Origin of the sequence: Paracoccus sp. TOH (assembly GCF_030388245.1) — a bacterium.
Taxonomy (GTDB): Bacteria; Pseudomonadota; Alphaproteobacteria; order Rhodobacterales; family Rhodobacteraceae; genus Paracoccus; species Paracoccus simplex.
The window spans coordinates 497,638-522,056 of the sequence record NZ_CP098362.1 but is presented as its reverse complement, the minus strand read 5'-3'; the positions used below and the strand labels follow the sequence as shown (position 1 = coordinate 522,056).

Here is a 24,419-nt window from a genome sequence, read left to right as displayed (position 1 = left end):
GTCGCGACAGACCCGCGGAGGTGACCGGCATCCAGCGCCGGTCGGTTTCGCCCCCCCTTGCGCCGCCTTGCGCCGGCGCGCTGACAATCCGGAGATATCGTTTAATGGGCAGATTTCTTGCTTCGACCTCGCTTGCCTTTTTCGCACTGGCCGCACCCGCGCTGGCGGAGGAGGAGGAATGCGGCAGCATCACCGTGGCCGAGATGAACTGGGCCTCGGCCGGGCTGGCGGCCTGGGTCGACAAGATCATCCTCGAGGAAGGCTATGGCTGCGACGTGGCCTTGGTGGTGGGCGATACCATGCCGACCTTCGCCTCGATGAACGAAAAGGCCGAGCCGGACATGGCGCCCGAGCTTTGGGTCAATGCCGTCAAGGAGCCGCTCGACCAGGCGGTGGCCGAGGGGCGCATCGTCATCGCCTCGAAGATCCTGTCCGATGGCGGCGTCGAGGGCATCTGGGTGCCGACCTGGCTGGCCGAAGAGCACGACATCCGCACGCTCAAGGACGCGCTGGAACACCCCGAGCTGTTCCCCGGCGCCGAGGATGACAGCAAGGGCGCCTGGTTCGGCTGCCCTTCGGGCTGGGCCTGCCAGGCCATCAACCGCAACCAGTTCCTGGGTTCGGGCGCCAAGGAAAAGGGCTTCGAGCTGGTCGATTCCGGCTCGGCCGCGGCGCTGGACGGTTCGATCGCGCGGGCCTTCAACCGCAAAGAGGGCTGGCTGGGCTATTACTGGGCGCCGACGGCCATCCTGGGCCAGTATGACATGACCCGGCTGGATCTCGAGGCCGGGCTCGACCGCGAACGCTGGGACGAATGCATGGTCAAGCCCGATTGCGCCGATCCGCAGGTGACGGAATGGCCGGTCTCGGATGTCTATACCGCCGTGACGAAGGAATTCGCCGACAAGGCCGGCGTGGCCATGGACTATGTCGAGACCCGCGCCTGGAGCAACGAGACGGTGAACGCCATGCTGGCCTGGATGGCCGAGAACCAGGCCAGCAACGAGGACGCCGCCTATGAATTCCTCGAAACCCGCGAGGATGTCTGGACCGAGTGGGTTCCCGCCGAGGTGGCCGAGAAGGTCAAGGCGGCGCTGTAAGCCGCGCCATCGCGCCTGACGGGCAAGGTCGCGGGTCGCGGCCTTGCCCCTTTCCATTTCCAAAGGACGAAAGACATGGACCTGATCCGCTTCCCGGAAATGAGCCGCGGCAGCCTGCGCGCCATGCGCCAGACCGTCGACGGCGCCTTCCGCGACTTCACCCGCGCCTGGGGCGACACGCTCGAGGCGCTGTTCGCGCCCCTGCAAAGCCTGCTGACCTTCATCGAGAACCTGCTGATCCGCTCGCCCTGGGTGGCGGTGCTGGCGGTGCTGGCGGTGGCGATCTGGCTGGCCAGCCGCAGCTGGAGGATCGCGCTGGGAGCGGTGCTGGCGCTGCTGGTCGTCGGCTATTTCGGCATGTGGGAGGACACGATGCGCACCATCGCCATGGTTGCGGTCTGCACCCTGGTCGCGGTGGTGCTGGGCATTCCCGTCGGCATCCTGATGGCGCAATCGAACCGCATGAACGGGCTGGTGACGCCGATCCTCGACATGATGCAGACCATGCCGAGCTTCGTCTACCTGATCCCGGTGGTGATGATCTTCGGCCTGGGCAAGGTGCCGGGGGTGATCGCGGTGGTGATCTATGCCATCCCGCCGGTGATCCGGCTGACCAATCTGGGCATCCGGCAGGTGGCGCCCGACGTGCTGGAGGCGGCCGAGGCCTTCGGCTCGTCCAGCTGGCAGAAGCTGCGAGAGGTGCAGCTGCCGCTGGCGCTGCCGACGATCATGGCCGGGGTGAACCAGACCATCATGATGAGCCTCGCCATGGTCGTGGTCGCCTCGATGATCGGGGTGCGCGGCCTGGGCCAGCCGGTGCTGCAGGCGATCAACCAGCAATATTTCACCATGGGGGTGATGAACGGGCTGGCCATCGTCGCCATCGCCATCATCATGGACCGCACCACGCAAGCCTATGGCAAGCGGCTGCAAAAGCACGCGGAGGCCGGCAAATGACCGAAGCAGGCAAGCACGACATCGAGATCCGCGACCTCTACAAGATCTTCGGCCCCGAGGCGGCCCGCCATGTCGAGGCGGTCAAGGCCGGGCTGGGCAAGGCCGAGCTGAACGACCGGCACAATCACGTCCTGGGCCTGCAGGACATCAACCTGACCATCCCGCATGGCCGGATCACCGTGATCATGGGGCTGTCGGGCTCGGGCAAATCGACGCTGATCCGCCACATCAACGGGCTGATCCGGCCGACGGCGGGGCAGGTGCTGTATGACGGGCAGGACGTGGTGACGATGACGCCGGCGCAGCTGCGCGATTTCCGGCGGCAGAAGACGGCGATGGTGTTCCAGAAATTCGCGCTGCTGCCGCATCGCACGGTGCTGCGCAATGCCGCCTATGGGCTGAACGTCCGGGGCATCGCCGAGGCCGAGGACCGCGCCCGGCACTGGATCGGCCGCGTCGGCCTGCAGGGCTACGAGGACTATTATCCCCGCCAGCTTTCCGGCGGCATGCAGCAGCGCGTCGGGCTGGCGCGGGCGCTGACCAACGATGCCGAGATTCTGCTGATGGACGAGGCCTTCTCGGCGCTGGACCCGCTGATCCGCATGGACATGCAGGCGATCCTGCTGGAATTGCAGCAGGAGCTGCGCAAGACCATCATCTTCATCACCCATGACCTCGACGAGGCGCTGCGGCTGGGCGACAAGATCGCCATCCTGCGCGACGGCGCCATGGAGCAGGTCGGCACCGGCCAGGACATCGTGCTGCGCCCGGCCAACGACTACATCGCCGAATTCGTGCGCGAGGTGAACCGCGGCCGCATCATCGAGGCGCAGACCATCGCCGCGCCCGCCGCCGAGGGGGGCGAGCTGCCCGGCTTCACGGTCAAGGCGCGCTCGAAGCTGGACCTGGTGGCGCGCCGCATGACCAAGGCCGGCGTGTCCGAGGCGCAGGTCCGCGACGCGGATGGCGGGCTGGTCGGAACCATCGACCTGCCGGCGATCCTGGACGCCATGGTCAACCCGGCCGACGCCGCCAGCGAGGACTGAACGCGGCCTTGCTGCCGGCCTCGGCCGGGGCGCGGCGGTCACGGCCGGCCGCGCAAGGCCACGATCACGCGATCCGCCATCCGGGCGCAGCGCGCGCCGTCGAAGGGAAAGACCGCGTCGAAGCCGCCGCGCAGCCGGACCTCCAGCGCTCGGCGCAACTGCCGCCGAGCGCGGAACAGCCGGGTGCGCACGGTGATCGGGTTCAGCCCCAGATCATGGGCGATGGCCAGCACCGGCTGGCCCTCGACCTCGTGCAGCAGGAAGGGCAGCCGCAACTCGGGCGGCAGGCGGGCCAGCGTCTCCTCCAGCAGGGCGCGGACCTGGTGGCGGGCCACGTCGGTCTCGGCGGTTTCGGCGCCGGGAAAGGCCAGCACATCGGCCGAGGCGGCAAGGTCGTCGTTCACCGGGGCATGGTCCCTGTCGGGGCGCGGGCGGCGGGCCTGCATCCGCGCGGCATTGATGGCGATGCGGCTGATCCAGGTGGAAAACCGCGCCTCGCCGCGAAAGCTGTCCAGATGGGTGAAGGCGGCCAGATAGGCGTCCTGCACCGCTTCCTCGGCCTCGGCGTCCGAGGGCAGGATGCCGCGGGCGATGCGAAACAGCCGCGGGTTCATGCGGCGCACCAGCTCGCGGATGGCGGCCTCGTCCCCGGCCCGGGCCGCCGCGACCAGCTGCCAGTCCGGGTCGTCCGGCGCGGCGGCCAGCGGGCGGGCGCGGATCATGCCGCGCCCTCCGCCTCGACCCGGCCGGCGGCCAGGATGGCGTCGACCGGGGGAAATGCCGCCAGCACCTCGGGCATCAGATCCTCGCTGTCCGGAGCCGGGCCTTCCCAGCCGGGATCGCCGGGCCGGCCCACCACGATCCGCCCGACCATCGCCGCCATCTCGTGCGGCTGGCAGTAATGGTCATAGACGCCGGGCAGGGTCAGGGTGATCTGGAAAGCTTGATCCGGCAACAGCAAACCGCTGTCCCACGGCCGCGCCGCCGCCGGAATCCGGCGCTGGCGATCGAAAAGCGCCGGGTGATAGGCGGTGCTGGTATGGCTGTTGCCGGGATCGCGGTTCACGAAACGCAGGGTCGTTCCGGGCACCACCGCCAGGCCCCGGGGCGAGAACCAGACCCTTTCGCCGCGCGCGCTGCCGCGCATGGCGATCTCGATGGGCGGGCCGGCGGCGCCGGCGCCGCCTGCCAGGGCGGCCAGGCCGCCGCCCAGGGCCAGAAGATGGCGGCGCGACAGCCTCATTTCGCCAGCCGGGCGCGGGCGTCGGCGTCGTGGAACAGCACCACATGGGCATGGGGCTTTTCCACGCCCGGATGGCCGGCATTGTAATAGATATCGACGCCGGCCACGCTGTCGGTTCCGACCGCGAGCTTGTCGAAGGCCTTGCCGGCGGTCAGATCCTCGATCGGCACCATGTAGATGGTGGCCGAAAGCCGGCCGTCATGGTCGTAGCCCAGAAACGGCCCTGCCGGCAGGCTGGCCGGATCGACATAGAGCGTGCCGAGGCCGGGGATGAAATCCGGCAGGGTGACCAGGGTGCTGACCTTGGCGAAGGGGGCGGCGGGCGGTGCGGTGAGGGCGGCGTCCTGGGCCAGCGCCATGCCGGCGGCGGCCAGCGAGCCCAGCAGAACGGGGGCGATGATGCGCATGTCTTGTCCTTTCCGATCCGAGCCCGCTGGTCGGGCTCATACCGGATTGGATGCGGCATCGCGAAAAATGTTCCCCGCCATCCGGGTTTTTCTGCGGGCCGCCGGCGGGGCCGGTCAGATCGCGAAAATGTCGTCCGCCAGGCCGGCGACGGTCAGGCCCTGACCGTTGACGACGATCCGGTCGCCATCGCCGAAGTCGATGACCACGCCGGTCGCGGTCTTGCGCATGTGATCGCGGATGAAGGCGGCCGGGTTCGCATCCAGCAGCGCATCGTCGATCAGCAGCCGGTCGAGGCCGCGCTGGTAGCCGTTGATCGTATCGGCGCCGTGCCCGTCCTGGAAGACGAAGGCATCCGCCCCGGCGCCGCCGTTCAGCAGGTCATTGCCCTGGCCGCCATGCAGCGTGTCGCGGCCAGCCCCGCCCAGCAGCCGGTCATTGCCGAGCTCGCCGCGCAGCCAGTCATCGCCGGCACCGCCATCCAGCAGGTCGGCGCCCAGCCCGCCCAGCATGGTGTCCTGGCCGGTGCCGCCGCGCAGCAGGTCGTTGCCGACCTCGCCCCGCAGCTGGTCGTTGCCGTCGGCGCCGGCCAGGGTGTCGTTGCCGTTCCCGCCCTGCAACGTGTCATGGCCCAGCCCGCCGAACAGGGAATCGAAGCCGTCGGCGCCCAGGATGCGGTCATTGCCGGCCGCCCCGTTCAGCGTGTCGTGGCCGGCCTTGCCGTCCATCCAGTCGTTGCCGTTCCCGGCCATGGCCATGTCGTTCCGGGCCGTCAGCCGGTAATCGTCGGCGCGCGGCGTGTTCTGCGCCGGACCGGGGGTGACGAAGACCTTGCCGTCGAAGTCCTCCAGCCAGTCGGCGCGGCTTTGCAGCGACAGGTCGGCGCCCGGATTGGCGACCCGCATGAAGGTGCCGGTATCGACGCGCACCGGCCCGTCGGTGTCGGCGAAGTTCTGCGTCGCCATCAGCACCTTGTACTGGCGGCCGCCAAGCTCGAGATAGCCAACCTCGAGCCCGATGCCGACGAAGGCCGCGTCGCTCAGGATGTTGGCGCGGTGGCCGGGGCTGTTCATCAGGTTCTGGTGCAGTTGCCGGATCTCGTCGCGCAGGTCGGCTTCGCCCTGGATGCTGACATAGGCGATGTTCTCGGCGGTCATCCAGGCCCCGGCCAGGTCGAAGCCCGCCGCCTCCATCCGCTCGCGCGAGGACGAGCCGTTGCGTCCGGTATGCGAAAACACGTCGGTGTTCAGCATCCAGCGGCTGTGGCTCTCGGCCGAATCGTTCAGGCGCTTTTCCAGCGCCAGGGCCGGCAGGCCCTCGGCCCGGCGCGACTGGTTGACCAGGCTGGCGAAATAGCGCTCGTGCGCGGATGCAAAGGACATGGCGGAACCTTGGGTGAAACGGTGACAGACGTTGCAACCTTATCGTGTTTCGCGGCCGCGCCCACGCCCCGCCCCGGCCGGCCGCGGCAATCCGCCGATAGGTCTGCGCGGCTTGGCAGCATCCTGCCTTCAGCGCCGGGGGCGGGCGGCGGGACGGGATCGCGGCGCGGCAAGGTCTTGCAGCACGCGGCTGGCTGTGGCCGCAGTTGCCGTCCAGCCGGGCAGGGCGGCACCGGCCCGGGCTGCCGCATCGCCCATCCGCGCCCGCAGCGGCGCGTCGCCCAGCAGGCGGCGCAGCGCGGCGGCGAAGGCCGGCGGATCCTCGGCCGGCACCAGCAGCCCCGCGGCGGCGGGCACGGTGTCGGGGACGGCACCGGTCGCGCAGCTGACGATCGGCAAGCCATGCGCCAGGGCCTCGTCAAAGACCAGCCCGTGACCCTCGTATCGCGTCGCGAGCGCGAAGATCGAGGCCCTCGCGTAAAGCCGCTCCAGCCGACCGGCATCGACCCGCCCCGCCAGCGTGACCCGGTTCGCGACCGGGCTTTCGGCCAGTTGCCGGGCCAGCGCGGCGGCATGGGCCCGGTCCCAGGGATTGCCGACGATCACCGCCCGCCAGTCCAGATCGGCCAATTCCGCCAGCGCGGTCAGCAGCAGGTCGTGGCCCTTGCGCGGATGCAGGATGCCCACCGACAGGATCAGCGGCGGGTTGGCCGGCGACGGGGCAAGCCGCGCCGGATCCACCCCCGGCCGGGCGATGGTGATGCGCTCGGCGGGCACGTCGTAGCGCTTGGTCAGCATGGCGCGGGCATGGCGGCTGGGGACCAGAACATGCCGCGCCAGTTGCAGGTTGTCGCGCTCGGTCCGGTAGAGATGCGCGCGCCGCGCCGGGTCGAGCCCGGTCTCCATCGCCAACGGGTGGTGGATCATCGCCACGACGGGGGCGCGGACCCGGGCAAGGCCGGCCGTGTCGATGGCGCCGAAGACCAGCCCGTCGATGATCAGCGGCCGGTCTTCGGCCGCCAGCACCGTTACGGCTGCCGCCATCTCGGCCGGGGTCGGGTCGGGGAAACCGGCGGGCAGATGCAGGTGGCGCATGTCGTGGCCCAGGGCGCGCAGCCCCTCCAGCAGCCGGCGTTCATAGATATAGCCGCCGGTCAGCGTGGCGATGTCGCCAGGGATGGCGAAGGCGGCGGCGCAAGGCCGGGTCATGGGCGCACCTGTTCGGGGGCATAGCGGGCCAGAACGCGACGCTCGGCCGCGCCGACCGCGGCATGGCCCAGCCACGAGAGCAGCGTCACCAGCACCACCGCGGACCAGAGCATGTCGTAATCCGAAACCGAGGCGGACAGGGCCATCAGCCCGCCGATGCCGCCACCCGTCGCCAGCCATTCGACCACGGTCACGGCCAGCACCGCCGCCGGCACGCTCATCCGCGCCGAGGCGAAAAGCGCGGGCAACATGGCCGGGATGCGGACATGGATCATCTGCCGCCAACGACCGGCGGCATAGCTGCGGAAGACGTCGAGGATCTGGCCGGGCGCCTGCCGCAGCCCCTGCTGGCAGGCGACGAAGGTCGGAAAGAACACCATGACCGCGACCAGCACCACCACCCCCGCCGCGCCGCGCCCGACCAGCAGCACGATCAGCGGTGCCGTGGTCACGATGGGGATGGCGCGCAGCGCGATGGCCAGCGGCGTGACCAGCGCCGAAAGCGCCGGCAGCAGCCCCAGCAGGACCGCCAGCCCCGCCCCCGCCGCCAGCCCCGCCGCATAGCCCGGCAGCACATGCGCGCCGGACTGCACCAGCGCCTGCGCAAGGGTCTGCCGGGTCTGGGCGGCATCCGGGGCGAAGGCCAGCGCCGCCAGCACGTCGCCCGGCCGCTTGGCGAAGAACGGGCTGAGCCCGGCCAGCCGCAGCGCCGCCCACCAAGCCCCAAGCACCAGCGCGACCACCGCCAGCGCCAAGGCCGGCGCCGCGCGGCGCGAACCGGACGCGGCGCCCGGCGGCGCCAGCAGCACGGGCGGCGATTCGTCCAGGAAGCGGCGGGCCGCCGCGCCGATCAGCGCATAGGCCGCGACCGCGACGGCGGCCGCCAGCACGGCGATGCTCCAGAGCGCGGGCAAGTCCAGCGCCCGGGTGAAGCGGATGGTCAGCACGCCCATGCCGCGCTCGGCCCCGGTGAACTCGCCCACCAGCGCGCCGAGGAAGGCGGCGGGGGCCGAGATCTGCAGCCCGGCGACCAGATAGGGCAGGGCGGCGCGCGGCCGGACATGACGCAGTTCGGCCATGCGGCCGCGGCCATAGACATGGATCAGGTCCAGCCAGGCGGCAGGCACGGCGCGCAGGCCGGCCAGCAGCGGGATCAGCGTGGTGTAATAGACCGCCAGCGCCGCCAGCGCGATCTGCGGCCCGTCGCCCGGGCCCATCATCACCCGCAGGATCGGCCCGGTCGCCACCAGCGGCAGGCAGAAGACCACCAGCGCCAGGCCCGAGACCAGCCCGGCCAGCCGGGGCCAGAGCAGCGCCAGGCCGGCCAGCGCCACGGCGGCCAGATTGCCCAGCAGAAAGCCTGCCGCCGCATTGGCCCCGGTGACGGCCAGCGCCCGCGACAGCAGGCCGGCATGGGCAACGGTCCATTGCGCGACCTCGGCGGGGCCGGCGATCAGGTAGCGGCCCGCCAAGGCCAGCGCGAGCCCCTGCCACAGGACCAGCAGCAGGACCGGACCGGCCAGCGCGGCCCGCACGCTCATGCCGCGCCAGCGGGGGCAGAGAGCGCCGCCCGCGCCGCGGCCTCGATGCGGCGGAAGTCGGGGCTGTCGGCCAGCCCGGGGCGACGCGGATGCGGCAGAGGCACGGCGATGTCGGCGGTAATCCGGGCCGGGCAGGGCGACAGGACCAGGATGCGGTCGGCAAGCCACACCGCCTCGGCCAGAGAATGGGTGACCAGCAGCGCCGTGGTGCCCTGCGCCTGCCAGAGCGGCGGCAGATCCTGCGCCAGCTGGCGGCGGGTCAGTTCATCGACCGCGCCGAAGGGTTCGTCCAGCAGCAGCACTTGCGGCGCGGTGACCAGCGCCCGGGCGATGGCGGCGCGCTGGCGCATGCCGCCCGACAGCGCCGCCGGCCGGGCGGCCGCGAAGCCCTCCAGCCCGACCAGCCGCAGCAGCCGCGCCACCTTGCCCGGATCGGCGGGCTGGCGGACGAGCTTGCGCGCCAGCGCCACGTTCTGCGCGGCGCTGAGCCAGGGCAGCAGCGAGGGATCCTGGAACGCCACCGAGATCGCGCCTTGCCGGCGCTGCCGGGCCGGGTCCAGCCCGCCGATGCGCACCTGCCCGCCGTCCGGCAGTTCCAGCCCGGCGATCAGCCGCAGCAGCGTGGACTTGCCGCAGCCCGAGGGGCCGATCAGCGCCGTGGTTTGCCCGGCGGCGAAATCGGCGTCGAACTCTGCCACCGCCCGCACGCCGCCGGGCCAGGTCTTGGTCAGCGCCCGGCAGGCGATCCCGGCGCCGCTATCCCGCATGGACCGCCTCCAGGATCGAGCGGTCCCAAAGCGCGGGCGTCACCTCGCGCCCCAGCAGCGAGAGGGTGCGGATATTGGCCTCGACCGCCTCGTCGCTCCACCAGCCGAACCCGTGCCTGTCGGTCAGATCCGAGAACATCAGCGGCAATTGCCGGCGGGCCTGCAATTTCTGCGTGGGCAGGTCCAGCCCGGCATCGGGAAACAGGGCGACGGTCAGTTCGGCCGCCGCATCGCTGTCGGCACGGCAGGCCTCCCAGCCCCGTGCCTCGCCGGCCATCAGCGCCACCAGCGCCCCGCGGCGGTGGGCCAGGCTGTCCTCGGTGGCGATATAGGTCTGGGAATGCAGGGCATAGCCGTGATCGGCCATCAGCATGGTGCGGGCCTCGATGCCCTGGATCGCCATGGCGACCGGCAGGTCGGTTTCCCAGCAGAGCAGGCAGTCCACCTCGCCCGCGATCAGCGGCTGGGCGGAATATTGCGTAGGCACGATGCGGATGGCGTCGAAATCGACATCGTTCAGCTTGCACAGCGCCTGCAGCACGGGGGTGTTGGCGATGGCCATGCCGATGCTTTTCCCCGGCAGGTCCGCGGGGGTTTCCACCGGATTGCCCGGCAGCGAGGCGATGGCGAAGGGGTTCTTCTGCATGGCGACGCCGATGATGCGGAACGGCGCGCCCTGCGCCACCGCCGCCGCGGCATAATCGGCGGCCGAGATGCCGACCAGCGCCGTCCCGGCCACCACCGGCGGCTCGACCGGGGCGTTCGGGCCGCCCTGCAGCAGCGAAACCTCCAGCCCCGCCTCGTGCCACCAGCCGTTCCGCAGCGCGATATAGCTGCCGGCGAACTGCACCGAATGCAGCCAGGAGAGCTGCAGCGCCACCGCTTCCTGCGCCCGCGCCCCGCGCGGCAGGCCGGAGAGGCCGAGCGCCAGCCCCGCCGCCCCCGTCCGCAAGAGCCGCCGGCGTGTCATCGGGGGATGGGTCATCGGGGCACCTCCGTTTCGGTCATCATGGGGTTGGGGACGAACGACCGTGCCCGGCGAGGCGTTCCCTCGGCCCCGGCTCCGGCGCGGCGAAGCCTTGCAGGATCAGGTCGCGCATCCGGTCCATCGGGATCGCCGGGCTGTCCGCGCCGGGGATCAGCCCGGGGACAAAACCCCAGGCGGCGCTGCGTTCGACCAGCGCCGCGGGGCCGATCACATGCATGGGCACATCGCGCCCGCCATCCGGCGCGATCCTTTGCGCGGCCTGGTGATCGCCCAGAACCAGGATCAGCGGCGCCTCGTCGGCGTGACGCAACGCATAGGCCGTCACCGTCTGCAGGGCATAGTCGATGGCGTCCCGGTAATGCCGCCGGATGCTTGCCGGGTCGCGCCAGACCGCCTGCGGGCTTTCCCCGGCGGCGGCCATGGCGGCGAAGGCGGAACCGTCCCCGACCTGGTCCCAGCCGATCAGCCGCGGCACCGGCACCCAGGGCGCGTGCGAGGAAATCAGCACCACCTGCGCGAAAAGCGGCGCGCCGTCCTGCCGGCGCAGCAGCCGGTCTGCGGCGGCCAGGGTGAACTGGTCGGGCATGGTCACCCAGTTGAAGGGCGGGCCGCGATAGCCCAGATCCGCGTCGGCCAGGACGCGGTCGAAACCCATCCGCGCGGCCTCGGGCCAGGGGCGGGTGATGGCCGGCATCACGGCGGCGGTGCGGAACCCGGCGCGCTGCGCGTAATGGAACAGCCCCAGCCGCCCGCTGGCCAGCATGGCCTGGTAAAGCGGCTGGTCGCCGATCCACAGGCCCGAGGCGAATGTCGCATGTGCCAGCCAGCTTTGCCCGCCCTGCGTCGGCGAGGCGAGAAAGCCCGAGCGCATGGCAAGGCCGGCCCGCGCCAGATCGGCCTCGGCCCGGCGCAGGGTGGCAAGGTGGGTTTCGGCGTAGAAGGGCGTCGCGAAGCTGGCGCGGCCATAGCTTTCGACGAAGATCACCAGCACGTCGCGGTCGATGGCGCCCAGCAGGCCCGGCCGGTCGGCCATCGGGTCGTTTGCCGCGACTGCCCGGAAGTCGCGCAGCGCGGCGAGGGTGCCGGCGACCAACCCGGCGCGCTGGCTGGCATAGCGGGCATTCCCGAGCCCCGGCGCCATGGCCGGCAGCAGGACCAGCCCGATCGCCGCCGTCAGACCGATGCGACCGCGCCACCCCGAGGCCGGGCGGGTCCACAGCCCGGTTGCCCACCACAGCGCCGCGGCGATGCCCAGGGCGGCGAGGGCGGCGGCGAGCACGGCGCCGAAAGCCGCAGGCGTGCCAAGGCTGCCGGCCAGCAGCCGCACCGCCGCGTCCAGCAGCGGCAGGTCGGCCGCCAGGTTGAAGGGCCGTCCCAGCGCCGCGCCCATGCCAAGATCGGCCAGCTTCTGCAGCGCCAGCAGCGTCAGCGCCGCCGCGACCGGCAGGCGTGCCACGCCGCCGCCGAGGACCAGGACAAGCAGCAACAGCGGCAGTTCCGGCGTCGGGCGCAACGCGGCACCGGGCAGGATCAGCGCCAGCTGCATCGCCAGCGCCGCAACCAGCAAGGGCAGCGCCCGGCGCATCGTCATGACCGGCGCCGCCACAGCCAGCGGATGTCGAGCGCGAAGGACAGCGCCAGCGCCGCCGTGGCGAACCAGGCCAGGAACCCGGCCTGCGCATGGCCCGGCAGCGGCGTCTGCAACAGGATCAGCGTGGCAAGCTGCAGCACGCAGATCGCCTTGCGCCGCTGCCGCTGCGGCAACTCGGCCCGCAGCCAGGGCAGGACGAGCCCGGCGGCGGCGAAGCCATAGCGCAGCACCCCAAGCAGCAGCACCCCGGGCCCCAGCGCCGTGCCCAGCCAGGCGTGCAGCGCCAGGGTCAGGGCGAAAGCGGCGTCCACCTCCATGTCGAACCGCGCCCCGAAGCCCGAGACGAGCCCCGAGCGCCGCGCCAGCCAGCCGTCCACCCCGTCGAGCGCCAGCGCCACACCCCCGACGATCGCGACCGCCCATCCCGCCGCGGCCCCGTCCGCCAGCGGCGCCAGCAACGCGCAGGCGATGGCGGCGCGCAGCAGCGTCACCGCGTTGCAGCCGCCGATCCGGTCATGCGGATAGCTGCGGCGCATCTGCGCCAGGATCATGGCGCAGCCGCCCAGATACAGCGCGCTGGCGGCCAGCCAGCCCGCGGCCGTGCCGCCGATGCCGGCCAGCCGCAGCGCCTGCATGGCGAAAACGCCCATGGCGGTGCTGGCGGCAACCTGCGCCGGGATTCCGGCCGCCGGACGAGGCGGCGGCGCAAGCGGGCCGTGATCGTGATCGGACATGGAAAAATGCTACGCCAAGCAGGGATTCCGTCAAGATGCCACGGCTTTGCGGGCGGCGGCGGTTGCGCTAGGATGGCGCAAAGGAGCCAGCCGATGACCGAGTCCGCATGCGGTTACCGAACGCCCGCCCGCCTGTTCCACTGGATCGTCGCGCTTGCCGTGCTGCTGATGATCCCGGCCGGGCTGATCATGACCCGCGAGGGGCTGGACCGCGGGCTGCAGGACACGCTGTTCATCTTTCACAAGAATACCGGCACGCTGCTGATCCCGTTGATCCTGGCGCGGATCGTCTATCGCCGCCTGCACCCGCCGCCGCCGCTGCCGGATTCGGTGCCCGGCTGGCAGCGGCGGGCGGCGGCGGTCTCGCATCTGACGCTTTACGTGCTGCTGGTGGTGATGCCGCTCAGCGGCTTCGTGCGGGTGCGGGCAGGCGGCTTTCCCATCGAGTTGCTCGACGCGATGGGGGCCGGGCGCTGGCTGCCGAAATCCGAGGCCCTGGCCGGCGCCGCGCAGGGGCTGCATTTCCTTGCCGCCCTGCTGCTGATCGCGGTGCTGGCGGTGCATGTCTCGGCGGCGCTGCAGCACGCGCTGCTGCGCCGCGACGGGGTCTGGCAGCGCATCTGGCCGCCCCTTGGCGGGGGGTGAAGGGCAAAGGCCTGCTCAGTCCAGCGTGCGGCGGAACCGCAGCAACGCCAGCCCGCCCAGCACCGCCACCATGATCGACAGCGCGGCGAATTGCGGCGCGACATCGGCCGGGCCGGCACCCTTCAGCATGATGGCGCGCACCAGCCGCAGCAGATGCGTCACCGGCAGCACCTCGCCCAGGGCCTGCGCCCAGCCGGGCATGCCGCGGAACGGGAACATGAAGCCGGAAAGCAGGATCGAGGGCAGGAAGACGAAGATCGCGATCTGCATCGCCTGCATCTGCGTGCGCGCCGCGGTCGAGATCAGATAGCCCAGCAGCACCAGCGCCAGCACGAAGACCATCACCCCCGCCAGCAAAAGTCCCAGCGAACCCACGAAAGGCACGCCGAACACCGCCCAGGCCGCGCCCAGGATGACCAGAACCTGCACCGCGCCCACGGCAAGAAAGGGGGTGATCTTGCCCAGCATGATCTCGGCCGGGGTGGCGGGCATGGCCAGCAGGTTCTCCATGGTGCCGCGCTCGATCTCGCGGGTCAGGGCCATGGCGGTCATCATCACCATGGTCATCTGCAGGATCACCCCCAGCAGGCCGGGGACGATGTTGTATTGCGTGACGCCCTCGGGATTGTAGCGGCGGTGGATGACGATCTCGGGGCCGGTCCGCGCCGGCTCGCCGGGGCGGTCGCGGCGAAAGGCGCCGTCCGCAAGGCGCGGCAGCGCGGCGATGGCGCCGCTGGTCGCCGACGGGTCCGAGCCGTCCGCCTCGACCAGGATCTGCGGCCGGTCGCCGCGCTCCATGCGCCGGCCGAAATCGGCGGGCACCGTCACCACAAAGGAAACCTCGCCCCGGGTGATCAGCCGCTCGGCTTCCTCGGCCGAGGCGGCCGGGTGGGTGATACGGTAATAGCCGCTGTTTTCCAGCGCCGCGGCAAAACTGCGGCTGAAGCGGTCCTGCACCGGGGCGACCAGCGCCGCGGGCATGTTCCGGGGATCGCTGTTGATCGCATAGCCGAACAGAAAAAGCTGCATGATCGGCACGCCCAGCATCATGGCGAAGGTCAGCCGGTCACGGCGCATCTGGATGAACTCCTTACGCAGAAGCGCCCGCAGCCGTGTCGGGGAAAGGCTCATCGGACATTATCCTCGGAGAGTTCCATCAGCCGGATGAACACGTCCTCGAGGCTGGTCTCGGCCGGCTGGCCGGTCACGCCCTCGGCGGCCAGCGCGGCCTCGAGCTGCGCGCGGTCGGTGCCGGTGACGTGCAGCGCCGTGCCGAAGGGTTCGACCTGGCCGACGCCCGGCGCCCGGCGCAGGCGCTCGGCCAGCGCGCCCGGCCGCGCCGACCGCACGGTCAGCGTGACCAGCCCGGCGCCCGCGATCACTTCGGCCACGCTGCCCGAGACCACCAGCCGGCCATAGGCGATGTAGTTGATCCGGTGGCAGCGCTCGGCCTCGTCCATGTAATGGGTCGAGACCAGCACCGTCATGCCTCCCAGCGCCCGGGCGTGGATCTCGTCCCAGAACTGGCGCCGGGCCTTGGGATCGACGCCGGCGGTCGGCTCGTCCAGCAGCAGCAGCCGCGGCTGGTGCATGATGCAGGCCGCCAGCGCCAGCCGCTGCTTCCAGCCGCCCGACAGGCTGCCGGCCAGCTGCGTCCGGCGCGAGGTCAGGCCCAGATCCTCCAGCGTGTCGCGCACCGCCTGCCGCGGCAGGCCGTAGAGCCCGGCGACGAAGGCCAGGTTCTCCTCGATCGACAGATCCTCGTAGAACGAGAATTTCTGCGTCATGTAGCCGACCTGCCGGCGGATGGCGCGCTGCTGGCGGCGCAGGTCCAGGCCCAGCACCGTGCCGCTGCCGGCATCGGGCGTGAGCAGGCCGCAGATCATGCGGATGCAGGTGGTCTTGCCCGAGCCGTTCGGGCCCAGGAAGCCGGCGATCTCGCCCTTGGCCACCCGCAGCGCGACATTGTCGACCACCCGCCGGCCGCCGAAGGATTTCGTCAGCCCGGTCACGTCGATGGCGGTGGCCGCGGTCATGGCGCCTTCCAGACCTCGACGATCTGGCCGGGTTTCAGGCCGCCGCCCGGTGCGGGGCGGGCCTCGACCAGATAGACCAGTTTCTGCCGGGTGTCGCGGGCATAGATGACCGGCGGGGTGAACTCGGCCTCGTCGGCGATGAACGAGACCCTGGCGTCGGTCGGCCTGCAGCCGTCGCAGCCGACCCGCAGCCGCGCGCCCGGCGACAGCGCGGCCAGTTCGGCCTCGGCGACGTAGAAGCGCAGCGTGACGGCACCCTCGGGCAGGAGGGTCAGGACCGGGGCCGACGGGCCGGCAAGCTCGCCCGGATGCCGCAGGATGTCGGTCACGGTGCCGGGCGCGGGTGCGGTCAGCCGGCGCTGCTGCAGCTGCCATTCCCTCACCTGCCGCTCGGCCCGGGCCTGGGCCAGGGCGGCGCGGGCGGCGGCGACGGCATCGGGGCGGGCGGGCAGGCGGGCGACGGCCAGCCGCGCCTCGGCCTCGCGCACCGCCGCCTCGGCCATGTCGGCGGCGGCGCGGGCCTCGTCGCGCTGCGCCGACGAACTGACGCGCTGCGCCAGCAGCCGTTCCTGCCGCGCCGCCTCGCGCGCGGCGCGTTCAGCATTGGCGCGGGCGGCAGCCAGCGTCGCCTTGATGGCCGCGATCTCGGGCTGGCGTCCGCCCTTTTCCAGATTGGCCAGCTCGCTGGCGGCGCGGGATTCGGCGGCGCGGGCCGCGGCCAGCGCCAGCGCGGCGTCGCGGCTCTCCAGCATTGCCACGGCCTGTCCGGCCTCGACGCGGTCGCCGCGCTGCACCGCCAGCGTCTCGACCCGCGCCGCCGCCACCGGGGCGATCTGCACATACTCGCCCTCGACATAGCCGGTGCCCAGGGGCGGCGGCGGGCCGCATTGCGCAAACAGCGCCGCCAGGAAGCCGAACGAACACAAAAGATCAGCCATGCCCGTCCCCGATCATCCGGTCCAGATTGGTCAGCATCCGCCGCGTGATCGCCCGCGCCTCGGGCCGCGCATAGTGCCGCCAGCCCATGCGGCGCTGGACGATGGGCGCGGCGATGCGGAAATAGACCGCCTGTCCGACAAGCGAGAACACGGCCAGCTTCACCTCTTCGGATTCCGCCGGCGTGCCGGTCGCGGCCGACCACAGCGCGCAAAGCGCGTGGTGGCGCGGCTCGATCAGCGTGGCGTAGAGCCGGTCCAGAACCGGGCTGCCCGGCTGCGCCAGTTCGCGCAGCACGAAGGCGACGGCATCGCTGGCCCCGGGGCTCAGGATCATGAAGGTGACGATCCGCCGCACCAACCGCCGCAGCAGCAGGCGCGCGCGCACGGAATCCATGACGCCCGGCCCGGCAGGCAGCGGCCGGGCGACATGCTCGACCCGCTCGGCCACCGCGTCGGCACAGGCGAGGCGCAGCCCGTCCTTGCCGCCGAAATGATAGGCGATCGAGGAAATGTTCGTCCCGGCCCCGGCGGCGATCGCCCGGGTCGAGGCCGCCTCGAACCCGCCGCGCCCGAATTGCTGCAGGGCGGCCCGGATCAGCGCCATGCGGGTGGGATGCGCGTCCATGCCGGTCACGATGGTTTCAATCAATCGATTGATACAGGATTTCCGCGCCGGAGTCGAGGCTAGAGTCGAGGCCGGAAGCAAGGCCGCCGCGGGCGCCATGAAAACGGCCGGCGCCGTTTCCGGCGCCGGTCGATGGTCCGTCCGCCTGAAGGGCGATGCCGGCTAGCGCGCGAACCCGCTGACCTGCGGCAGCCAGGTCGAAACCGCCGGCACGAAGGTCAGGATCAGCAGCGCGGCCAGCGCCGCCAGGAAGAAGGGCGGCAGCTCGCGGATCAGCGCCGAGGGCTTCTGCTTGGTGGCCGAGGCCACGACGAAGATCAGCCCGCCGACCGGCGGCGTCATCAGCCCGAAGGTCAGGTTGACGATGACGATGATGGCGAAATGATCCGCCGCGATGCCCAGGTTATGGGCGATGGGCGCCAGGATCGGCACCAGGATCATCACCCCCGGCAGCGGGTCCATGAACATGCCGAAGACCAGAAGCAGCAGGTTCACCATCAGCAGGAAGGCGATGGGCGACAGGTTCATGGCGATCACCGCATCGGCCATGGCCTGCGGCACGCCCTCGATGATCAGCACCCAGGCGAAGGCGCGGGCGGCGGCCAGGATCATCAGCACCGCCACCGACATGATGGCCGAGCGCAGGAACGCCCCCCACAGGTCCGCCAGCGTGAAACCGCGATAGACGAAGGCGCTGGTCAGGACGGCATAGAACACCGCGACGACCGAGGCTTCGGTCGGGGTGAACAACCCGCCGCGGATGCCGCCGACGATCAGCACGATCAGCAGCAGCGCCGGCAGGGCGGCGAAGCTGTTGCGCAGCATCTGCCCGACCGGCGGCCGCGGCTCGAGGCTGCGATAGTTGCGCTTGCGGCTGATCCACCAGTTCACCGCCGCCAGCAGCCCGGCGATCAGGATGCCGGGTAGGATCCCGGCCATAAACAGCGAGCCGACCGAGGTGTTGCGGTCCTGCAGCGCATAGATGATCATGGTGATCGAGGGCGGGATGATCGGGTCGATCACCGCGACCGAGATGGTCAGCGCCCCGGCATAGGCCTTGGAATAGCCGCTGCGCTCCATCATCCGCGCCATCATCGCCCCCGGCCCCGCCGCCGAGGCCAGCGCCGAGCCCGAGATGCCGGCGAACAGCGTGCCGGTCAGCACGTTGGCATAGCCCAGACCGCCGCGCAGGTGGCCGACGAATTGCGAGGCGAAGCGCAAGAGCATGCGCGAGATCGCGCCGGTGGACATGATCTCGGCCGCCAGGATGAAGAAGGGCACGGCCAGCAGCGGAAAGCTGTCAAGCCCGGTGAACATCTCCTTGACCACCACGACCAGCGGATAGCGGCCCGACAGGCCCACCGCCGCGAAGGCGGCCATGGCCAGCGCGAAGGCGATGGGCACCCCCATGAGCATCAGGATCAGGAAGGCGGCGACCAGGATCTCAACCAAGGGGGGCCTCGTCGGAATGCTGCAGCCCGGCGCGCAGGTATTGCGGTGCGATCAGCGCGAGATGGAGGATCATCAGCGCGAAGCCGGCGGGCATCGCGGCATAGATCCATTTCATCGGCACCTGCAGGGCCGCCGATTTCTGGATCGCCATCCGGTTCATGTAGTCGATGCCGACCCAGACCATGAAGGCGAAAAAGCCGAACAGCACCAGCAGGATCACCGCGCGCAGGACGCGCTGGCCGCGGCTGGGCAGCGCGTCCTGGGCATTGGTGATGGCGGCATGGGCGCCCTCGCGCAGCGCCAGCCCGCTGCCCAGGAAAGTCAGCCAGATCATCGCGTAACGCGCCACCTCGTCGGCCCAGGTCAGCGAATTGCCGGTCAGGTAGCGGCCGGCGACGTTCCAGCCCAGGATCACCGACATGGCTGCCAGTCCCAGGACCAGCACGGCCCCGTTCAGGGTGACGAAGGCGCGTTCGATTCGGCGCATCGCGGCTTACTCGACCGCCTGGATGCGGTCCATCAGCTCCTTGCCGAACTGGGCCTCATACTGCTTGTAGGGCTCGGCCAGCGCCGCGCGGAAGGCTGCCTTCTGCTCGGGCGAAAGCTCGTTCACCTGCATCCCGGCCTCTTTCATCGCCGCGACGCCCGAGGCGTCGACATCGTCGACATAGCCGCGCATCGCCGCCACCGCGTCCTTGGCCGCCTTGTCGAAAGCCGCCTTCTGCGCGTCGTCCAGGCCGTTCCACAGCGTGGGCGAGACCAGGATGACGGTCGAGGAATAGACATGGCCGTCAAGGGTCAGGAATTTCTGCACCTCGTTCAGCTTGGCCGAGACGATCACCGACAGCGGATTCTCCTGCCCGTCGATGGCACCCTGTTCCAGCGCGCCGATCACCTCGGGCCAGGCCATGGGCGTGGGGGCGGCGCCAAGGGCGCGGAACGCCTCGATATGCACCGGATTCTCCATGGTGCGGATCTTCAGCCCGTCCAGGTCGGCCGGGGTCTCGACCGCACCGCGATTGCTGGTGATGTGGCGGAAGCCCTGCTCGCCCCAGGCCAGCGCGTGCAGGCCGGCGGGCTCGAATTTCGCCAGCATCTCCTGGCCGATCTCGCCGTCCAGCACCTTGCGGGCATGGTCCTTGTCGCGCAGCAGGAAGGGCACGCCCAGCACCCCGACCTCGGGCACGAAATTGGTCAGCGTGCCGTCCGAGGCGATGGTCATCTCGACAGTGCCGAGCTGCAGCCCCTCGATCACCTCGCGCTCGCCGCCCAGGCCCGAGGAGGGGAAGTGGCGAAAGCTGAACTGGTCGCCCAGGCTTTCCTTGAGCGAGGCCTCGAAAGCCTTGGCGCCGGCGCCGTAATGGCTGTCCTCGGCCAGGGCATAGCCGATCTTGATCTCCTGCCCGAACGCGGGCGTGACCAGGATCGCGCCGGCCAGCGCAGCGGCAAAGATGTGTTTCATCGTGAATCCCTTCCCCTTTTGCGGCGCAGATTTAGCGCTACCTGCCGGGGATGTGCAATCCCGCACCACCGGTCCGGCCGGCGTCGCGCGCCAGTTGCCGGCGGGCGAGGTCGCGCCTGTCGTCCAGGGTCGAGAGCAGCACGGCGGCGACAAGGCCGATGCTGACGCCCAGCAGCGTGTCCAGCACCCGTTCCGGCGCCATGGCCGCGCCGGCTGCATCCGGCGCCGCAAGATGGCTCATCAGCAGGGCCATGGGCGTGACCAGGATCTGCCCCAGCGCGTAATTCGTGCCGATGATCATTTCCGTCGCGAATTGCAGCGCCGTCAGGACAGCGATCAGGCTCCAGACCGAGGGGGCCTGATGCAGGACCAGCCAGGCCAGAAGGGCTCCGACGGCGGTGCCCGCCATCCGTTGCAGGGCGCGGCTCAGGTTGATGTGCAGCTGCGGGCCCTGCATAACCGCCAACGCCCCGAGGGCAGCCCAGGCCGGATGCGCCGCGCCGACGGCATGGCTGGCAAAGATCGCCACCGCGGCGCCCAGGGCGATACGCCCGGCAGCAATCAGGCGATCGGCCAGGGGCTGCAGCGGCTCGACGGGAAAGCGGCGTTCGGGGGTGGCGGGATGGCGGAGCGTCTCGGTCAGCGCGCAGACGGCCAGGGCCAGCGCGGCGACAGCGGCGGTGGCCGCCGCGCGTTCGGCCACCTGCTGCAACGTGCCGACATGGCCCATCGCGGCGCCGGCGGCGAAGACGAAGATCAGCGGTCCCGGCGGCCCCAGCCGGCTGGTGGCGGCGGCCAGGAAGAACCCGCCGCAGGCCAGCGCCAGCAGCACGAATTGCAACACCAGCGGCGCGCCCAGCCAGGCGGCCATGGACATGCCCAGCACCGCCAGCACCTGCCAGAAGCCGCTGAGCAGCAGGATGCGGTTGCGGCGGCCTTGCGGCGCGAAGCGCCCGAACAGCGCCACCAGCGCCCCCAGCGCGGCGAAGCCGATCAGATGCGACCAGGGCGAGACATGGACAAGGGGCAGGGCCACCGCCATCGTGATCGCCGCCTGCGATCCGGCCAGCACGGCATTGCGCAGCGAAGGCTGCCGGTTCAGCGCGAAGCTGTCGCGCAGGTGGTGCCGGCGCAGCAACTGGCGCGCCGCGTCGATACGGCGGGCCGGCAAGGGGACGGTGGACCCGGGCGCGGTCATTTCTGCGCCTCCTCCTGCTGGCGCGAGGCGAGGCGCTGCTCGATCCGGTCGAAATGGCCCAGCATCGCCGCGATCTCGGCATCCGAAAGGTCCGCCAGCAGCTCGTCCTCGCCCGCCGCCAGCGTCCGGCGGATCTCGGCCACGCGCTGCCGGCCCAAATCGGTCAGGTGGATCAGCCGGGCGCGGCCATCGCTTGCGTCGGGCCGGCGCTCGACCAGGCCCTGCCGCGCCAGGATGTCGAGGACGCGCACCAGGCTCGAACCGTCGACCCCGACGAGCAGCGCCAGTTCCTTCTGGGTGATGCCGCCGCCGGTTTCTTGCAGATGGATCAGCGGCACCCAGGTCGCGTCGGTCAACCCGGCCGCGGCCAGATGCGCGTCGATGGCGCGGCGCCAGCGCCGGGCCAGCAACGAGAAGCGGATCCCGAAGCGGAAGCGGGGAGAGGACGGATTGTTGTGCATGTGCCGCTTGTAGCAGATATGAATTGAATTGCAATGCAAATCATATGACCATCGGCGCCGCGGCTTCGGCGGGCGCGGCCAGAAGCAGCGCGAAAGCGCGCAGGAATGCCCAGATCACCCCCCAGACTACGGCAAAGCCGGCAAGCGCCAGCAACTGGCCGACGATGATCCACAGCCCGTCGCGTTCCAGCACCCCAAGCGCCAGCACGCAGATCGCCAGCCCCGGCAGCATGTTGCCCAGGGGGATCGGCAACAGCAGCACCAGCGACAGGCCCAGACAAAGCGCGCCGGTCAGCCGCACGGCCACGGGTCGGGTCAGCGCGGGCAGGCGCGGCGAAAGCAGCCGTTCCGCCTTGGCCAGGAACGGCGCGCAGCGCGCCACGACCGAAGCGAAATCCGCCCGCGCCACCGAGCGGCCGGCGATAAAGCCCGGCAACCAGGGCGGCCGGTCCGCCATCATCTGGAAGGACAGGTAGATCAGCGGCAAGCCGAGGATTCCCGAGGTGCCCGGCGGGGCCGGCAGGGCGTTGGGAAAGGCGAACAGCACCAGCAGCACGGCGATGGCCCGCCCCTTCAGCAGCGCCAAGAGGTCGGCGACGCTGATCCGCTCGCGCGTGTCGTCGCCGGCGACCGCGGCCAGAAAGCCGGACAGCCGTTGCTTGTGCGGCGGCTCGGGCCCCTCCCCGCCGGACGAGGACGGGCCGGCGGGGGGCGGGCCGGCAGGGGGCTTGCTGGACGAGGGTGTGCTGGGCCAGGGCATCCCGTCTCCTGTGGCTTCACGCCCTGCGGAGCCGGGTGTCCGGCCGGTCAGGGTTTCGGCGGCGGCCGCGCGGGCCTTATCAAGGACTGTGCGGCATAGGCCCGGATCGCGCAACCCGCGGCGCCCGTCGCCGGGTCGGTCGCCGGGTCGGTCGCCGACGCCTCGGACCGTGCCAGCCGTCGGCCGGATTCGATGGCTTTCAGCGCATGGCCGCGATGGCTGGCGATGCCGCGCGGGCCGGCGGCGACCAGCGACCGGCCCGGCTGGCCGCAAGGCCGTTCCCGGCCGTCAATCTTGGTGATCCGCGTGCCCTTCAGCCGGCGGGCATTGCGGTGCCGCCGCCCGGACCGAGCCGGCGCGACGGCCTGCCATCCTGCAAGCCGGTCACCCGCCCCCCTACGAAATCGCCCGCAGCTTTCACAGGACCATTCGCTGTTGCGAAACATCAATCTGGCACGGCAGTGATCCCGCATCGCCGACGCGGCCGTGGCCGACAGGCTGGCGCCATGCCGCAGTTGCCGCTGGCATTTTCCCGCGAAGCCCGCCATCACCCTGACAAAGATCGCTATCCGAGAGACATGATGGGCTATTTTCCTGACTGGCGCCGCGCCACCGGCGCCACGGTTCTACCAGACGAGAAGCTGCCGCTGGCCGCGGCGGTGCCGATGAGCCTGCAGCACCTGCTGGCGATGTCGGGCTCGACCATCCTCGCGCCGCTGATCATGGGCTTCGACCCGAATGTCGCGGTGTTCTTTTCCGGCATCGGCACGCTGCTGTTCTTCGTCATCACCGGCGGGCGGGTGCCCAGCTATCTGGGCTCGTCCTTCGCCTTCATCGCGGTGATCATGGCGGCGACCGGCTTTGCCGGCGGCGGCCCGAACCCCAACATCGCCGTGGCGCTTGGCGGGATCATCGCCGCCGGGCTGCTTTACGCGCTGATCGGGCTGGTGGTCATGGCCATCGGCTCGGGCTGGGTCGAGAAGCTGATGCCGCCGGCGGTGACCGGCGCCATCGGCATGGCCATCGGACTGAACCTGGCACCGGTGGCGGTCAAGCAGCTGGCCGGCAGCTTCGCCCATCTGGGCATCGCCCTGGCGACGGTGCTGTGCATGGCCGCGGTCTCGGTCTACGGCCGGCAGGCCACCAGCCGCGTCGCGGTGCTGATCGCGCTGATCTTCGGCTATGCGCTGGTGCTGATCCTTGGCAACGGGATGGGCCTGGTGCCCGGCATCGACTTCGCGGCCGTCGCCGCGGCGCCCTGGTTCGGTCTGCCGCATTTCACCGCGCCGCGCTTCGACTGGGGCGCCATCGGGCTGATCGCCCCGGTCGCCGTGGTGCTGGTGGCCGAGAATCTTGGTCATATCAAGGCTTTGGGCGCCATTACCGGGCGGAACATGGACCGCTATATCGGCCGGGGCTTCCTGGGCGACGGGCTGGCGACGATGCTGGCCGGCGCCGGAGGCGGCACCGGCGTCACCACCTATGCCGAGAATATCGGCGTCATGGCGATGACCAAGGTCTATTCGACGCTGATCTTTCCCCTTGCCGCGGCCATCGCCATCCTGCTGGGCCTGTCGCCGAAATTCGGCGCCATGCTGCAGACCATCCCGGCGCCGGTGCTGGCGGGACTGGCGGTTTCGGTCTTCGGCCTGATCGCCTCGGCCATGGCGCGGATCTGGGTGGACAACCGGGTGGATTTCTCGGACCCGAGGAACCTGTTCACCGTCGGCGTGGCGCTGATCTTCGGCGCCGGCGACTTTACCGTGACGCTGGGCGGCTTCTCGCTGGGCGGCATCGGCACCTCGACCTTCGCGGCGCTGCTGCTCTACCAGCTGCTGGGCTTCGGCCGCCGCGCGGCGGGCTGAGGCTTTCGTCCCGG

The 24,419-nt window shown here is 70.9% G+C and carries 26 protein-coding genes; 5 read left to right on the top strand and 21 right to left on the bottom strand.

What is annotated here, in order from left to right; genetic code table 11:
- Positions 1 to 104 precede the first annotated feature (104 nt).
- The 3 genes from NBE95_RS19500 to NBE95_RS19490 all read left to right on the top strand — a co-directional run bounded on the left by NBE95_RS19500 (position 105) and on the right by NBE95_RS19490 (position 3,103).
- On the top strand, positions 105 to 1,100 hold the full coding sequence (locus NBE95_RS19500; RefSeq protein ID WP_289896120.1) for an ABC transporter substrate-binding protein: 996 nt from the start codon (positions 105 to 107) through the stop codon (positions 1,098 to 1,100).
- Between the two features lie 75 nt (positions 1,101 to 1,175).
- Positions 1,176 to 2,057, top strand: a complete 882-nt coding sequence (locus NBE95_RS19495) for a proline/glycine betaine ABC transporter permease (protein ID WP_289896119.1) — start codon at positions 1,176 to 1,178, stop codon at positions 2,055 to 2,057.
- Positions 2,054 to 3,103: a betaine/proline/choline family ABC transporter ATP-binding protein gene (locus NBE95_RS19490; RefSeq protein WP_289896118.1), complete on the top strand. Its 1,050-nt coding sequence runs from the start codon at positions 2,054 to 2,056 to the stop codon at positions 3,101 to 3,103. Before NBE95_RS19495 ends, NBE95_RS19490 begins: the two co-directional genes overlap by 4 nt.
- 38 nt (positions 3,104 to 3,141) lie before the next feature.
- On the opposite strand, the gene NBE95_RS19485 is transcribed toward NBE95_RS19490, so the two are convergent.
- The 10 genes from NBE95_RS19485 to NBE95_RS19440 all read right to left on the bottom strand — a co-directional run bounded on the left by NBE95_RS19485 (position 3,142) and on the right by NBE95_RS19440 (position 12,963).
- Positions 3,142 to 3,825 carry an RNA polymerase sigma factor gene (locus tag NBE95_RS19485; RefSeq protein ID WP_289896117.1) on the bottom strand — a complete coding sequence of 228 codons (684 nt, stop codon included), beginning with the start codon at positions 3,823 to 3,825 and terminating at the stop codon, positions 3,142 to 3,144.
- Positions 3,822 to 4,346: a plastocyanin/azurin family copper-binding protein gene (locus NBE95_RS19480; protein WP_289896116.1), complete on the bottom strand. Its 525-nt coding sequence runs from the start codon at positions 4,344 to 4,346 to the stop codon at positions 3,822 to 3,824. The genes NBE95_RS19485 and NBE95_RS19480 overlap by 4 nt, the downstream gene beginning before the upstream one ends.
- The gene (locus NBE95_RS19475; RefSeq protein WP_289896115.1) at positions 4,343 to 4,753 is read right to left on the bottom strand and encodes a hypothetical protein; all 411 of its coding nucleotides are present in this window, start codon (positions 4,751 to 4,753) and stop codon (positions 4,343 to 4,345) included. The genes NBE95_RS19480 and NBE95_RS19475 overlap by 4 nt, the downstream gene beginning before the upstream one ends.
- Positions 4,754 to 4,867: 114 nt before the next feature.
- Entirely contained in the window at positions 4,868 to 6,133 is a 1,266-nt protein-coding gene (locus NBE95_RS19470; RefSeq protein ID WP_289896114.1) for a CAP domain-containing protein, read from the bottom strand.
- 129 nt (positions 6,134 to 6,262) lie between these two features.
- Positions 6,263 to 7,342: a glycosyltransferase family 4 protein gene (locus NBE95_RS19465; RefSeq protein ID WP_289896113.1), complete on the bottom strand. Its 1,080-nt coding sequence runs from the start codon at positions 7,340 to 7,342 to the stop codon at positions 6,263 to 6,265.
- The gene (locus tag NBE95_RS19460) at positions 7,339 to 8,883 is read right to left on the bottom strand and encodes an ABC transporter permease subunit (RefSeq protein WP_289896112.1); all 1,545 of its coding nucleotides are present in this window, start codon (positions 8,881 to 8,883) and stop codon (positions 7,339 to 7,341) included. Before NBE95_RS19460 ends, NBE95_RS19465 begins: the two co-directional genes overlap by 4 nt.
- Positions 8,880 to 9,650 (bottom strand): ABC transporter ATP-binding protein, encoded by a 771-nt coding sequence (locus tag NBE95_RS19455; RefSeq protein ID WP_289896111.1) that lies wholly within the window; start codon positions 9,648 to 9,650, stop codon positions 8,880 to 8,882. The genes NBE95_RS19460 and NBE95_RS19455 overlap by 4 nt, the downstream gene beginning before the upstream one ends.
- On the bottom strand, positions 9,640 to 10,635 hold the full coding sequence (locus NBE95_RS19450; RefSeq protein ID WP_289896110.1) for an ABC transporter substrate-binding protein: 996 nt from the start codon (positions 10,633 to 10,635) through the stop codon (positions 9,640 to 9,642). The genes NBE95_RS19455 and NBE95_RS19450 overlap by 11 nt, the downstream gene beginning before the upstream one ends.
- Before the next feature lie 22 nt (positions 10,636 to 10,657).
- Positions 10,658 to 12,229, bottom strand: a complete 1,572-nt coding sequence (locus NBE95_RS19445; RefSeq protein WP_289896109.1) for a sulfatase-like hydrolase/transferase — start codon at positions 12,227 to 12,229, stop codon at positions 10,658 to 10,660.
- Positions 12,226 to 12,963: a CDP-alcohol phosphatidyltransferase family protein gene (locus NBE95_RS19440; RefSeq protein ID WP_289896108.1), complete on the bottom strand. Its 738-nt coding sequence runs from the start codon at positions 12,961 to 12,963 to the stop codon at positions 12,226 to 12,228. The genes NBE95_RS19445 and NBE95_RS19440 overlap by 4 nt, the downstream gene beginning before the upstream one ends.
- A gap of 93 nt (positions 12,964 to 13,056) precedes the next feature.
- Between NBE95_RS19440 and NBE95_RS19435 the strand changes: the two genes are divergently transcribed.
- Positions 13,057 to 13,608, top strand: coding sequence for a cytochrome b (locus NBE95_RS19435; RefSeq protein WP_289896107.1), 552 nt, complete (start codon positions 13,057 to 13,059; stop codon positions 13,606 to 13,608).
- 15 nt (positions 13,609 to 13,623) lie between these two features.
- On the opposite strand, the gene NBE95_RS19430 is transcribed toward NBE95_RS19435, so the two are convergent.
- The 11 genes from NBE95_RS19430 to NBE95_RS19380 form a co-directional block, all read right to left on the bottom strand.
- Positions 13,624 to 14,739: an ABC transporter permease gene (locus NBE95_RS19430; protein WP_289896106.1), complete on the bottom strand. Its 1,116-nt coding sequence runs from the start codon at positions 14,737 to 14,739 to the stop codon at positions 13,624 to 13,626.
- Entirely contained in the window at positions 14,736 to 15,644 is a 909-nt protein-coding gene (locus NBE95_RS19425) for an ABC transporter ATP-binding protein (protein WP_289896105.1), read from the bottom strand. The genes NBE95_RS19430 and NBE95_RS19425 overlap by 4 nt, the downstream gene beginning before the upstream one ends.
- Positions 15,641 to 16,582 carry an HlyD family efflux transporter periplasmic adaptor subunit gene (locus tag NBE95_RS19420; RefSeq protein ID WP_289896104.1) on the bottom strand — a complete coding sequence of 314 codons (942 nt, stop codon included), beginning with the start codon at positions 16,580 to 16,582 and terminating at the stop codon, positions 15,641 to 15,643. Before NBE95_RS19420 ends, NBE95_RS19425 begins: the two co-directional genes overlap by 4 nt.
- Positions 16,575 to 17,231 (bottom strand): CerR family C-terminal domain-containing protein, encoded by a 657-nt coding sequence (locus NBE95_RS19415; protein WP_289896103.1) that lies wholly within the window; start codon positions 17,229 to 17,231, stop codon positions 16,575 to 16,577. The genes NBE95_RS19420 and NBE95_RS19415 overlap by 8 nt, the downstream gene beginning before the upstream one ends.
- A 138-nt stretch (positions 17,232 to 17,369) precedes the next feature.
- Positions 17,370 to 18,659: a TRAP transporter large permease gene (locus NBE95_RS19410; protein ID WP_289896102.1), complete on the bottom strand. Its 1,290-nt coding sequence runs from the start codon at positions 18,657 to 18,659 to the stop codon at positions 17,370 to 17,372.
- Positions 18,652 to 19,146: a TRAP transporter small permease gene (locus NBE95_RS19405; protein ID WP_289896101.1), complete on the bottom strand. Its 495-nt coding sequence runs from the start codon at positions 19,144 to 19,146 to the stop codon at positions 18,652 to 18,654. The genes NBE95_RS19410 and NBE95_RS19405 overlap by 8 nt, the downstream gene beginning before the upstream one ends.
- Positions 19,147 to 19,152: 6 nt before the next feature.
- The gene (locus NBE95_RS19400) at positions 19,153 to 20,121 is read right to left on the bottom strand and encodes a TRAP transporter substrate-binding protein (RefSeq protein ID WP_289896100.1); all 969 of its coding nucleotides are present in this window, start codon (positions 20,119 to 20,121) and stop codon (positions 19,153 to 19,155) included.
- 37 nt (positions 20,122 to 20,158) lie between these two features.
- A complete protein-coding gene (locus NBE95_RS19395) occupies positions 20,159 to 21,319 on the bottom strand; it encodes an FUSC family protein (protein WP_289896099.1) in 1,161 nt (386 codons plus the stop codon).
- Complete coding sequence (locus NBE95_RS19390; RefSeq protein ID WP_289896098.1) at positions 21,316 to 21,780, bottom strand: MarR family transcriptional regulator; 465 nt, start codon at positions 21,778 to 21,780, stop codon at positions 21,316 to 21,318. The genes NBE95_RS19395 and NBE95_RS19390 overlap by 4 nt, the downstream gene beginning before the upstream one ends.
- 40 nt (positions 21,781 to 21,820) lie before the next feature.
- Complete coding sequence (locus NBE95_RS19385) at positions 21,821 to 22,540, bottom strand: exopolysaccharide biosynthesis protein (RefSeq protein WP_289896097.1); 720 nt, start codon at positions 22,538 to 22,540, stop codon at positions 21,821 to 21,823.
- A gap of 47 nt (positions 22,541 to 22,587) precedes the next feature.
- Positions 22,588 to 23,088, bottom strand: a complete 501-nt coding sequence (locus NBE95_RS19380; protein WP_289896096.1) for a hypothetical protein — start codon at positions 23,086 to 23,088, stop codon at positions 22,588 to 22,590.
- Between the two features lie 33 nt (positions 23,089 to 23,121).
- Between NBE95_RS19380 and NBE95_RS19375 the strand changes: the two genes are divergently transcribed.
- Complete coding sequence (locus NBE95_RS19375) at positions 23,122 to 24,405, top strand: solute carrier family 23 protein (RefSeq protein ID WP_289896095.1); 1,284 nt, start codon at positions 23,122 to 23,124, stop codon at positions 24,403 to 24,405.
- Positions 24,406 to 24,419: the final 14 nt, after the last annotated feature.